Here is a 13,465-nt window from a genome sequence, read left to right as displayed (position 1 = left end):
GATGTTCAAAATATTTATACAAAGACCCGTACTGGCAACCGTTATCTCCATTTTACTGGTGATATTAGGTGTATTGGGACTCACAAAATTGCCATTACAACAGTTTCCTGACATTGCGCCTCCCTCGGTTTTAGTGACTGCAGTATATCCAGGAGCGAATGCCGAAACGGTTTTACGTTCGGTGGCACCATCATTGGAAGAATCTATAAATGGTGTCGAGAATATGACTTACATGAGCTCCACTGCCAGTAATGACGGTACATTAGCCATCACCGTTTTCTTCAAATTAGGAACCGATGCCGATCAGGCTGCGGTGAACGTTCAGAACAGAGTTGCTCAGGCTACAAGCCAGTTGCCTGCAGAGGTTGTTCAGCAAGGTGTAATTACAGCAAAACAGCAGAACAGTTTTATCATGGCCATCGGAATGTATACTGATGATGAAGCCAAATACGATCAGACTTTTGTTGCCAATTATGCTCAAATTAATATTATACCTGAAATTAAACGTATTCCGGGAGTTGGTGCTGCCAGTATTTTTGGAGGTGTAAAAGATTACTCGATGAGAGTATGGCTGAACCCAACGCAAATGTCAACGCATAATGTTACGCCAAATGAAGTAATGGCTGCCATTCAGGACAAAAGTCTTGAAGCTGCGCCAGGTAAATTTGGAGAAAGAAGCAACGAAGTTTTCGAATACGTTATTAAATACAAAGGAAAACTAACCAAACCAGAAGATTATCAAAACATTGCCATTCGTTCCAATGCCGATGGTTCTGTACTCCGCCTGAAAGATGTGGCGAGAGTGGAACTTGGTGCTTATTCTTATAACAGTTTAACACGTTTAAATGGTAAAAAAGGAATCGTTATTGGTGTGATTCAGCTGGCAGGTTCCAACTCCAATGATATTCAGATTGCAATTAACAAACTGATGGTTAAAGCTTCGAAAGATTTCCCATCAGGAATAAAACACAATATATTCTACAGCACAAAAGTATCATTGGATCAGTCTATTGAGCAGGTAGAACATACCTTATTAGAAGCTTTTATACTGGTATTTATCGTGGTTTTTATCTTCCTTCAGGACTTTAGATCTACATTGATTCCGGCAATTGCCGTTCCAGTTGCGATTTTAGGAACATTCTTCTTTATGCAGCTGTTCGGATTTTCGATTAACTTATTGACATTATTTGCATTAATTCTTGCGATTGGTATTGTCGTCGATGATGCGATTGTGGTTGTTGAAGCGGTTCATGCCAAAATGGAACATAAACGACTGTCTCCAAAAATTGCCACACACGAAGCAATGCACGAAATTACTGGAGCGATTATTTCGATTACGCTGGTCATGGCCGCGGTATTCCTGCCAGTTGGTTTTATGGAAGGCTCAACAGGTCTTTTCTATCGTCAGTTTGCTTTCACGATGGCGATTGCGATTGTTATTTCGGCTGTTAATGCTTTGACATTAAGTCCTGCCCTAGCCGCTTTATTTTTAAAAGATAATCACGGTGCTCACGGCGAAAATATTCCTTACGCTAAACAAGGTTTCAAAGAGAAATTCTTTACTGGATTCAATAATAGTTTTGAAGCTTTAACTAATCGTTACGTTGGCGGACTGAAATTCTTAATCCGTAACAAATGGGTAAGTTTAGGAGGTCTGGCTTTAATTACAATTGCAACGATTGTAATGGTAAAAACAACTCCGTCAGGATTTATTCCGACAGAAGATCAGGGATTTATTGCTATTGCAGTGAATACACCATCCGGAACTTCATTAGACGGAACGCAAAAAGTAATGACCAAAGCCGAGAATACACTGAGAGGTTTGGAATCATCACGATTTGTAACTGCCATTTCAGGTTTCAACTTATTAACGAATTCTACCAGCCCATCATCGGCAGTGGTTTTTGTACTGCTGAAACCAAATGAAGAACGCGGAAAAATCAAAGATATCAACGAAATAATGGCCGATGTACAAGGAAAATTAGGCGCCATTTCAGATGGAAGTTTCTTTGTATTTAGTTTCCCAACCGTACCTGGATTTAGTAATGTGGAAGCTTTGGATTTAGTATTGCAGGACAAAACCGGTGGTAAATTGGATAAGTTCAGTGGTATTTCTCAAACGTTCATTGGCGAATTAATGAAACGCCCGGAAATTGCTGTAGCCTTTACGAGTTTCAAAGCCGATTATCCTCAATTGCAATTGGATATTAATGATGAAAAAGCTGACCAATTAGGCGTAAAAGTAAAAGACATACTGCAGACAATGCAGGCGTATTTTGGAAGCGCGCAGGCATCCGACTTTAACCGATTTGGAAAATATTACAGAGTTGTTGTTCAGGCTGATATTGCCGACAGAGCCGATCCATCGGCGATTGACCGTGTATTTGTAAAAAATAAAAACGGCGAAATGGTTCCGATAAACACGTTGGTAAAACTAAGCCGTATTTATGGTTCGGAAACCGCTTCGAGATACAATCTGTTTAATTCTATTTCGGTGAATGCAATTCCGAAACCTGGATTCAGTTCTGGAGATGCTATTAAAGCAATTGAAGAAGTCGCAGCTCAGCAATTACCAGCAGGTTACAGTTATGAATTTTCAGGACAAACCCGAGAAGAGATTTCTTCAGGAGGACAATCAACAACTATTTTCCTATTGTGTCTGATATTCGTTTACTTCCTGCTTGCCGCTCAGTACGAAAGTTACATTCTGCCTTTAGCGGTAATCTTATCGATCCCAGCCGGAATCTTTGGAGTATTTGCGGCAATCGGATTAACCGGAATTGAAAACAACATTTATGTACAGGTTGCTTTGGTAATGCTCATCGGACTGCTCGCCAAGAATGCAATTCTGATCGTGGAATTCGCCGTACAGAAAAGAAAATCAGGACAGGCATTAGTCAAAGCTTCGATAGATGCTGCGAAACTGCGTCTGCGACCAATTATCATGACATCACTGGCTTTCGTAGTTGGATTGATTCCGATGATGAGTGCCAAAGGTCCGTCAGCTCAGGGTAACCACTCCATCAGTATTGGAGCTGCGGGCGGAATGGTTTCGGGAGTAATTCTAGGGCTGTTGATCATCCCGGTTTTATTCATCGTATTCCAATATTTACAAGAAAAAGTTACTGGAAAACCAGTAGCTGTAATTCATAATCACGAAAATAAAAATGGAAAATTATATCACAGCAATTCTGGTGACAATCATCATCAGCCTCACGTACATAGCGTATAAAGTGTCAAAAGATCTTGAAACTAAAAAAGATACTTGTCCTGAAATTTAATTACGAAAAATGAAAATGAAAAAATATATAACCAAAACCGTGATGATTACCTTTCTGATTGTCACAATAATATCCTGTTCGGTTTCAAAGGATATTGAAACGCCAAAAGATGCATTTCCTGAGAATTTCAGGAATGCATCGGTTTCAAAAGATACAGCCAGTATTGGTGATTTAGAATGGAAAAATTTCTTTACCGATAAAGATATTGTGCAGCTGATTGACAGTGCCGTTACCAGAAATAACGATTTGCAGATCGCTGCAAAAAACATCGAAATTGCGCAATACCGATTTACGCAGTCGAAATGGGGAAATGTCCCGCAGGTGAATTTATTGGTAACTGCCAATACCAATAATCCGTCAGACAATAGTTTTACGGGAATGAACCTGAATCAGGCATTGGGTATGAAACATCTTGAAGATTATTCTGCGGGGGCTTTACTTTCATGGGAAGCAGATATCTGGGGAAAAATCAAAAACCAGAAGAAAGGCGCTTTTGCCAGTTATCTGCAGTCGGAAGAAGTGAAAAAAGCACTGCAGACTACTGTTGTAGCTAATGTTTCTAAAGGATATTACAATCTTTTGATGCTGGATGCTCAATTGGATATCGCCAAGAAAAATGTACAGCTGATTGACAGTACCACTACTATCATCAAATTAAAATTTGATGCCGGACAGGTAACTTCATTGGCTATTCAGCAATCGGAAGCTCAAAAACTAAATGCGGGGCAATTGGTGCCGCTATTGGAACAAAACATTGCCATTCAGGAAAATGCTTTGAGCGTATTGACAGGCTCTTTTCCTAATTCTAAAAAAAGAAGCATTGCTCTTAGCGCAGTTGAAGTAAAAAACAATGCATCAGTCGGAATTCCGTCTTCAATCGTAAGCAGAAGACCAGATGTGAAAAGTGCTGAATTGGCCCTGAAAACCGCCAATGCCAATGTTGGAATCACCAAAGCCGATTTGTATCCTGCTTTAAGAATCACAGCTCAGGGCGGTTTAAATTCGTTTGAATCCAGCAGCTGGTTCAATATACCAGCTTCGTTATTCGGAACTGTGGCCGGTGGTTTGACACAGCCATTGCTGAATAATAAAAGACTGAAAACCCAATACCGTATTGCGACTGCCGAAAGAGAAAAAGCAGTTTTAAATTTCAGGCAGTCGGTATTAACCGCAGTCAGTGAAGTATCGGATGCTTTAGTAAAAGTGGAAAAATTGAACCAGCAGGAATCTATTCTGCAGGAACGTGTAAAAACCTTGAAATTGGCCATTAAAAATGCTAAAATGCTGTTCAAAAACGGAATGGCAGAATATCTGGAAGTACTGTCAGCACAGGCCAGTTTACTGCAGAGCGAACTGGAACTGGCGAATATTAAAAGACAGCAGCTTACAGCCAATACCGAATTGTACCGCGCATTGGGCGGCGGCTGGAGGTAATTTTTATTTAACCATTAATATTAAGGGAAATTAAGTTTTATTTCTTAATTGTAATAGTAAATGATTTATAAACCATTAAGACATTAAGATAGATTAAGTCTTTATTCCCTTAATATCTTAATGGTAAAAAAAACGGTTTGTAAACCGTAAAACAGATTGAGTCTTATTTCTTAATGATAAAACCAAAACAAATTAATAATCTAAATTTTAAATAATCATGAGTACCAATAATTAAGTCGCTGCATCTTAAAAACAGAATCGTGATGGCACCGATGACGCGCTCTTTTTCTCCAAACGGAATTCCGACTGATGCGGTTGCTGCTTATTACCAAAAAAGAGCCGAGGGCGAAGTGGGATTGATATTGTCTGAAGGGACAGTTATCGACAGGCCTTCATCCTCAAATGATGCTAATGTTCCTCATTTTTATGGCAGTGAAGCATTGAATGGATGGAAAAAAGTGATTGATGGAGTTCACGCAGCAGGCGGTCAGATGGGACCGCAGATCTGGCACATGGGAATTATGGACAATCATCATTCGGGCTGGGTGCCTCCGGTTCCTTTTGAAGGTCCTTCTGGATTAAGCAAATCTGGTACTATAAATTGGCAGTACGATGACTGAAAAAGACATTGAAGACACCATTATTGCTTTTGGAAAAGCAGCTGCTGATGCTAAAAAATCAGGTTTTGATACCATCGAAATTCACGGTGCCCACGGATACTTAATTGATCAGTTTTTCAATCCGGAAACTAATTTACGCACCGATATTTACGGCGGAAAAACCATAAAAGAACGCAATCGTTTTGCTATTGAAGTGGTGAAAGAAGTTAGAAAACAAGTTGGAAATGATTTTGCTGTAATTATGCGTTTCTCTCAATTCAAACCTTCGGATTACAATTACAAACTAGCGAAAACACCTCAGGAATTAGACTCCTGGCTCACGCCTCTAGTTGATGCGGGAGTGGATATTCTGCATTGTTCACAGCGCCGTTTCTGGGAACCTGAATTTGAAAGATCAGATCTGAATTTTGCAGGCTGGGCCAAAAAAGTAACCGGAGCTGCAACTATTACGGTTGGTTCTATCGGGCTTTCGGGTGATTTCTTTGGTGCCTTTGCGGGCGAAAGTTCTGAACCAGCTTCCTTAGACGAACTAAACAGACGTTTCGACAGAGGCGATTTTGATTTGGCCGCCGTTGGAAGACCTTTGCTTTCTGACCCCAACTGGACTGCTAAAATAAAAGCCGGGAAAACTGATGAACTTGTAGGATTCAGTAAAGAAGCTTTAGCCAAACTGATATTGGAATAAATTTTCAGCAGCTAAAAATACCCTTTTTTTATTATTTAATTTGATTGCGCTGCAAGACTTTAGTTTTGCAGCGTTTTTCATTTCTATGCTTAATGAAAGAATTATCAAAGGGCATCTATTTAAAAAAATCTAAACACTTAAAAATGACAGCCATCAGTTATTTTTTAAACTAAACAGCTCATTAATTCTCATTTAGAGTATATCTTCCTGATTTCAAAAGAATTACAAATAGTAAGTTTTTACTCTGGTACTTTGTTATTTGTATGAAAATTCAATAAATTATCAGTTCATTATCAGTAAAAAAAACACTTCAAACACTTTTTTTGTAGTCTTTAACTTATGTTTGTTATAAAAAAATTAATTATAACGATTTAATTTGCATTTAATAGATAATCTTTTCTAGTTTTATACCCATCAAATTATCAGGAAATTACGCCCTAAAGTAATATTCTAGTTAAAGTTTGTACTAGTCATTATATCACAGCCCCCAATGAAGTTTTTAAATTTATTAATTCTGTATGTTCTCATTTTTTTCTACAATGATTTTTATGCCCAAGAAACCCTTAACGGCTCTTTAGGACTTAGAAGAATTTACCAGTCAACATTAATTAATCCTGTTTTGATACCTGATTCAACTACAGTGGAAAACTCTGTATCCATACTCCCTTTGGATTTTGGAGGAAACATAGAAATCGGGGCATTAAATCTGGGGACCATTACTTCATCAATTCACGGAGGTGTCTTAAATCTAAACTCAGTAATTGACGGAATGAAAAATTCAAAAAACTCAAACTTGTTCGCTGGAGCAAATATGAGTTTAATGCATGTATACCTTAAAGTCGGGAAAAAAGGTTCCAGAATCGAAATTTCACAAAGATTCAAAACGTCTGCTGCTACGAATATGGTCAGTAAAAATGTTCTTGCTGTTTTTTTTGAAGAGAGTGACAATACAAATCCTACCGTTTCCAATCTGACCAATTCTAAAATAAGAGCTTTGGGATGGAGTGAAATAGCTATGGGTTATACCTCTAAAATTGGAAAAAAATGGAATCTGGGCGGTAAGCTAAAATACCTGACAGGTGTTGCTTATGCATCTTTCTATTCCTCAAAACTGATTGTTACTGCAGCTCAAAACGGAAACTCATTTGATATAAATTCAAAAATCAGAACCTCATCTTTAAATCCAATTGTCGATAAAGCTTACAATCAGGATTTGACTCCATACAAAAACGATGTCAAAACAATGATGGTAGATAATTTAACCAAAAATATTGGTTTTGCAGCTGATTTTGGCATTGGATATACAATCAACAAACAGACTAAAGCTTTTGCTGGATTCAACGATTTAGGATATATAAACTGGGGAAACAATCCATTAACCTATAATACCGTAGTTACACTCACGGATTTTTATCCTATTAAGTATGACTATAATACCAAGAAGTATGATTTATATCTGGATCCAATAATTAATAATGGAACTGCACAGACAAATTCTTTCAAAACAAGTTTAAATACACAGCTTAATGCAGGAATTACTTATCAGCCTGTAAAATGGTTTCACACAACTATTTTAGCAGATGCATATATAGCAGACAATACCTTCTCCTATCCGGGAGCAACGGTTGCCGGAACGCTAAACGGCGGTGATTTCTCTGAATTTACAATGAATGCAGGCTACAACAAAGACAGACCTTTTAGAATAGGAATGGGAATGTCTATGAAACTAAAAGTACTGCAGATGCATCTTTTTTCAAACAACATCATAGGAGCATTTGATGCTTCAAAAATGCGGTCTGCCGACTTACAGTTCGGTTTAAGCTGGGTGTGGAAAAACAAGGTTCCAAAACCCGTCCAGGATGATTTAAACCAAGGTTAAAACAAATAATAATTTCCCCAAATAAATTTAAAAACCTACAAAATAAGCATGAGCCTTTCTACGAAACAATACTCTTTACTAATCAGCATTTTTACTATATTTTTATTAACCTCCTGCGGTATATCTGACGAACTGGATAAAATAAATTCTATCGATTCTGTTGAAGCTTCCGGTTCAATGATTGGAGCTTTGGCTGAGGCAGATATGCCATTAAGCAAGTTTATGCCTCCAAACACTATAACCAAAAAAGATGCAGACGGACTTTACAGTCTTAGCTATACTACTTCGAGCAATTACAATATAGAGAATATAACTTTACCTGTGTTTAATTCTAAACCGGCGGAAATAAATCTGAATAAATTGAACTATTTTACCGACTACAAAAAAGCACCAAAAAATATATATTTCGATGCTCCTGAACAAACCATAAATCTTGACATCGCATCACTAATTCTTAAAGAAACTATATTACCTGACAATGCAGTAATTAAAAATATTACGCTAAAACCGGGTGCCCAAATTAATTTTAATTTAGACGCAGACAGTAACTCACAATCTATCATAACAATAAAAATACCATCATTAGTTAAAGATGGGATTGCTTATTCTAAAACTCTAGGACCAATTACAGGAACCCAGATTTTTAATTATTCAGATGATATCGGCGGATACACATTGAACCTCAGTCCAAATATAACTGTTGGCATTCAATTAAGTATTTACAAAACAGCATCTCCTGCAAATGGTACTGTAAAAACTTCAATAGGTTTTGATATTGGCCAGAATTATGAAGCTATTAATGGATTTTTTGGAGAAATGGAACTTCCGTCAAATCAAATTTCATTGCCTGTTTCTGTACCCAGCAATTTCAAAGGCAGTTCCGACAGTGAAATGGCAATCAATGAAGTTATAGTCAAAGTTCACCTGAATAAAACCGGTTTAAACGTACCTATTGATTTAAATTTTTCAAATGGAGGCTTATGCTATTACCAAGGAAACAGTACGCCAAAAACAATTAGTTTAATCGCAATTCCAAACAGCGACCCTGACAGTTATACTTTTAAGATTACTAATTTTAATGTTTTGAATATTGATAAATTAATTTTAAATCCAACAATTACTCTTAACAAAGGAGTTAGCTCGGGGGAAAATACCATTAATGATGACGCTAAAATTTCATATGATGTTAGTGTAGAAGCACCGTTAGCCATAACCGCCAAAAAGCTTATAATGGAAAAAGTAATACTGAATAAATTAAATTCAAAAATTGATGATAATACCCAGTTTGTTAATGGAAATTTAGTGGTCAAAGGAACTGTAGATTCTCAGATCAATTTTGACACCAGTCTTCAGATTTATCATCGGAGCGATATAAATGACAATACCTATTTCGTCCCATTTTTTGACACACCGATTCTGCTAAAAAAAGGGAGCAGTGAATTCGAATTTACCATCTCCAAACAAAAGTATGATGCAATAAGAAGTTATCAATATCAAGTATTTCAGCTTACTTTAAACGGATCAGATATTGTAAACGAAAATCGAAAAATCAGTTTTAAAGCTGCAGTCAACTTAAATGGAACTATCAAAACGAAGATTTAATTAAACAGCAGAACTTCAATTTATAGAAGAGACGAATAAAAATTACAATGCCCCAAAAACTAGAAATCTTTGGGGCATTTTTATGATATTTCAAATTGTTTTTTAGTTTAAAACAATGCTGAATATTTTTCCTTGTTTTGATACATAATCGAAATCAAAATGGCGCTTAAAACTAATACTAAAGGCAGTCCGCTGGTATCCTGGACAATATTTGTAAGGAGAATTCCAGCCAAAACCGGCAAAATGATTAAAGCTCCCAAAGCTCTAAATCTTGGTATGATGATCAACACCCCGCCCAAAACCTCAGCCGCGCCGACAAGCGGCATAATCCAGCCGATTTCTGTAAAAGCGTTCATAGCCTTCTGCATTTTTTCAGGCAGATTTTCGGGCATTGGCATATAATAAAAAAACTTATTCAGGCCTGCGTTGATAAACATCAGACCAAATAAAAGACTCAAAACGAAGAAAATTTTGTTTTTCATTATTAATTATTTTTAGAGTTAGTAATAAATTCATCCAGTCCGTTCAAAGCAATAGTAAATCCTTCTTTGAAACCCATTGCTATTATTTTCTCCAGATCGACCAAAGTTTCATGTTTAATAGCAACAGTAACAAATGTAGTATTTTCTTTGTCAATAAAATCAATATTCCACTTAGAAAGAGGCATTTCCTTATTTATATTTCCGTTTTCATCACAAAAACCGCTTAAAAACTTGAAATTAGTTTTAGGCGAAATAGAAGTAAAATCCGCTAATGCCCAGTGTTTCTCCCCTTCTGGTCCGCACATCGCATACAATCGTTGTCCGCCTTCTTTAAAATCCATTGATTTTGTTTCAGTAAACCAAGGTTTCGGCCCCCACCACTGATCCAGTAATTCAGCCTTAGTAAAAGTATCCCAAACCGATGCCAATCCAGCTGCAAATTCTTTTTTTACATATACTGTGTGCGCTGCTTTGTCCACAGTAAAATCGAAAATCAGTTTAGTATTCATTACTAAATTATTTTAAAGTTACTAATAAATCGTCCAATCTTTCCAGTGTTGAAGTCAAACCTTCTTTCATTCCCATTTGAATCACTGTTTCCAAATCCTCCAGTGAGTTATAAGTAACCACCGTTTCTACAACTGCGTTTTCGCCTTTGGATGTAAAATTAACCAGCCACAGTGCCTGCGGAAACTCAGAATTGATTTCACCTTCCTCATTGCTAAAGGCATCCAGCGCTTTATAATACTCAATAGGTTTTATTTCAACATAGGTTGTTAAACCCCAATATTCGGTTCCATTTGGTTCTACCATCGCATAATGCCAATGACCGCCTTTGCTGAAATCCATAGATTTCGTCTTGGTTGATAGCGGTTTTGGCGCAAACCACTGGTCCAATAATTCGCTTTTAGTATAACAATCCCAGACCAGCTGCTTACTGCCTCGGAATTCTCTTCTTACTGTAATTGTATTCTTTTCCTTATCTGTCAGGAAATCGAACTGCAGGCTGCTGTTTATCATTTTTGAGTATTTTTAATTGTTACTAATAAATCATCCAATTGATTAAAACGGGGCTCCCAAATCTTTTTGAATTGTTCCAGCCATTTATCTATTTCTTTCATTTTGTCTATCTCAAGACTGTAATAAATTTCTCTTCCCTGCTGTTCCTGTTTCACTAACTGACATTCTGCCAAAATTTTCAAATGTTTTGAAACTGCCTGCCGTGTAGTATCAAAATGCTCTGCGATTGCATTAGGCGTCATAGCCTGCAGCGCAATGAGCGCAATAATGGCTCTTCGTGTTGGATCTGCTATTGCCTGAAATATATCTCTTCTCATTTTATTTTTTATTACGAAACCAATCAGTTGCAAATATATATACCTCTTTTCGGTTTCGCAACTATTTTTGCATTTTTTTGAGATGAGACAAAAAAAACCCAAACATATAATTATGTTTAGGTTCAATTTCGATTATAATTTTACTTAATTATTTCTAAGCTTATATTTTTGCTGATTGTACAAATAAAAAGGAGAAATCACATGTGCCAGTGCATCTTTAGCTAAATCTTTGTTCAGTTTTTCGGGGGTAAAAATGGTATCTTTTTCAACATGAAACTGCAAAGGCTCTTTATTCGGCTGCATGATGACAACTTCGTTTCCTACCCGAAAAGCATTGATATCATTAAACTGCATCATCGCACGCCCTTGAAACGAGTCAGGTAAATTAAATAAATTACGTCCTGCCATAGGAACTTCGGTGTCAAATCCGATTTTTCCCAGTACAGTAGGCTGGATATCAATCTGACTGCACAGTTTATTGTACTTCCCTCCTTTTGGTATTCCCGGACCAATAATTAATGCCGGAATGTGAAACTTATGTATTGGTACCAAATGTTTACCGTAGGTTCTGGTATTATGATCAGCAATTACAAGAAAAATAGTGTTTTTATAATATTCCTCCTTTTGGGCTTGTTTAAAAAACTGGCCAATGGAATAATCTGCATATTTCATGGCATTGTTTACCGTATTCTTTTGCTTATCATAAAGAGCAATTCTTCCATCGGGAAATTCAAATGGCTCATGATTTGAAGAAGAGAATACTAATGATACAAAAGGTTTGTTTCCAAGACTCTTAAAATAATTATTGGCTTTTGCCATTACATCTTCGTCAGACCAGCCCCAAGTTCCGTGGAAAGCGCTTTTTTGTGCATCAAAATCATCCTCATCGATGATTTTATCAAATCCGTTACCGCTGAAAAAAGATCCCATATTATCAAAATTGGCCATTCCGCCATAAATAAAACTGGTATCATATCCTTTTTGCTTCAGCAATGAGGCAATAGTATAAAAATCTCGCTGCGAATTATTCAGCTTCACTACACTTTCAGACGGAGAAGGCAGAAAACCAGTTACAACCGCCTCAATACCGCGCACGCTTCGGGTTCCTGTCGAAAATAAATTGGTAAATAATGTTCCTTCTTTCGTCAGTTTATCAAATTCAGGAGTCAGCGGCAAACCTCCAAGCGAACCTACATATTCTGCCCCAAGACTTTCTTCCAAAATAATCACAATATTGTAAAGTCTCTTTTTAATGCTGTCCGCTTTTTGAATGTGCAGTAACGGAATAGAATCGTCTGTAAAATCGGCAGGTTTTACATCCATATATTTTTTCACCCTCGAGATAGCTTCGGCATAATCCATTTTCCCATACATTTTCTCAGGATTAATTTCGTTTTTCATTGAATACAAAGCAAACGTAACCGTATAAAATGAATTTAGCCCAAGCGAATTGGTAAGGTGATCGGTAGAAAAAATAGCATTACTGGCATTAATAGGTCTTTTCGAAGTCAGACTGGATCTTGCCCCAAAAAACACAAAAAAAGCAATTAGAGGAAATACTAATAATTTTGTTTTATAATTGGTTTCTCTAATTTCAAAAAGCGGTTTTCGGTAACGGATTAATGCATAAACAAACCCTGCCAAGACAATTACAGTAACAAAAATCGACGACAGATAACTTTTGAGCAAAGTTCCGACAACCTCTTTCGGATAAATCAGATAATCAACAAATAATTTATTAGGCCTAGTGTCATATTCATTAATAAAATCAAGCGTTGACAATTCCATAAACAGAATCAGTGTCAAAAACAAAATGAAATATACGGTCAGAAAACCTTGGATTTTCTTCAGAAAAGAATCGGGCACTAAAGCTGTTAATGCCAAAGGCAAAAAAAGAAGATAGCACAGCACAATAAGATCCATCCGAAGTCCTATTGGAAAAATATAACCGTAATCCGGAGTTTCGGCAACACGGTTTTTAAAAATAAAAAACAATACAAAGCGGCTAAAACTTAGAATTGACAAGCCAATTAAAAGAAAATTTAGGAGCGGTTTGGAGAATTGGAATTTTTTCATGTTTGGAGGTATACGGAACATTATTTTATAATTGCGCAAAATAATAGTTTAATTTTGAATTAATCCTGA

The 13,465-nt window shown here is 36.8% G+C and carries 9 protein-coding genes and 1 pseudogene; 5 read left to right on the top strand and 5 right to left on the bottom strand.

Annotated elements, in window-relative coordinates:
* The first annotated feature begins 1 nt into the window (after position 1).
* The 5 genes and pseudogenes from OZP07_RS07760 to OZP07_RS07740 all read left to right on the top strand — a co-directional run bounded on the left by OZP07_RS07760 (position 2) and on the right by OZP07_RS07740 (position 9,501).
* Entirely contained in the window at positions 2-3,232 is a 3,231-nt protein-coding gene (locus OZP07_RS07760; RefSeq protein ID WP_281637873.1) for an efflux RND transporter permease subunit, read from the top strand.
* Between the two features lie 64 nt (positions 3,233-3,296).
* Positions 3,297-4,715 (top strand): TolC family protein, encoded by a 1,419-nt coding sequence (locus OZP07_RS07755; RefSeq protein WP_281637872.1) that lies wholly within the window; start codon positions 3,297-3,299, stop codon positions 4,713-4,715.
* Between the two features lie 227 nt (positions 4,716-4,942).
* A pseudogene (locus OZP07_RS07750) lies at positions 4,943-6,020 on the top strand (NADH:flavin oxidoreductase).
* 490 nt (positions 6,021-6,510) lie between these two features.
* Entirely contained in the window at positions 6,511-7,899 is a 1,389-nt protein-coding gene (locus tag OZP07_RS07745) for a DUF5723 family protein (RefSeq protein WP_281637871.1), read from the top strand.
* A gap of 48 nt (positions 7,900-7,947) precedes the next feature.
* Positions 7,948-9,501 (top strand): hypothetical protein, encoded by a 1,554-nt coding sequence (locus OZP07_RS07740; RefSeq protein ID WP_281637870.1) that lies wholly within the window; start codon positions 7,948-7,950, stop codon positions 9,499-9,501.
* A gap of 107 nt (positions 9,502-9,608) precedes the next feature.
* Here the strand turns inward: OZP07_RS07740 and OZP07_RS07735 are convergent, their stop codons facing one another.
* From OZP07_RS07735 to OZP07_RS07715, 5 genes are all read right to left on the bottom strand, one after another.
* Entirely contained in the window at positions 9,609-9,983 is a 375-nt protein-coding gene (locus OZP07_RS07735) for a DoxX family protein (RefSeq protein WP_194640919.1), read from the bottom strand.
* Positions 9,984-9,985: 2 nt separating this feature from the next.
* Positions 9,986-10,492 carry an SRPBCC family protein gene (locus OZP07_RS07730; RefSeq protein WP_281637869.1) on the bottom strand — a complete coding sequence of 169 codons (507 nt, stop codon included), beginning with the start codon at positions 10,490-10,492 and terminating at the stop codon, positions 9,986-9,988.
* Between the two features lie 7 nt (positions 10,493-10,499).
* Entirely contained in the window at positions 10,500-11,003 is a 504-nt protein-coding gene (locus tag OZP07_RS07725; protein WP_281637868.1) for an SRPBCC family protein, read from the bottom strand.
* Positions 11,000-11,320, bottom strand: a complete 321-nt coding sequence (locus OZP07_RS07720; protein ID WP_281637867.1) for an ArsR/SmtB family transcription factor — start codon at positions 11,318-11,320, stop codon at positions 11,000-11,002. Before OZP07_RS07720 ends, OZP07_RS07725 begins: the two co-directional genes overlap by 4 nt.
* 144 nt (positions 11,321-11,464) lie before the next feature.
* Positions 11,465-13,396, bottom strand: coding sequence for an LTA synthase family protein (locus tag OZP07_RS07715; RefSeq protein ID WP_281637866.1), 1,932 nt, complete (start codon positions 13,394-13,396; stop codon positions 11,465-11,467).
* Positions 13,397-13,465: the final 69 nt, after the last annotated feature.

This window comes from Flavobacterium marginilacus, assembly GCF_026870155.1.
GTDB lineage: Bacteria > Bacteroidota > Bacteroidia > Flavobacteriales > Flavobacteriaceae > Flavobacterium > Flavobacterium marginilacus.
The sequence above is the reverse complement of the archived record's forward strand: the minus strand, read 5'-3'. Positions and strand labels throughout refer to the sequence as shown.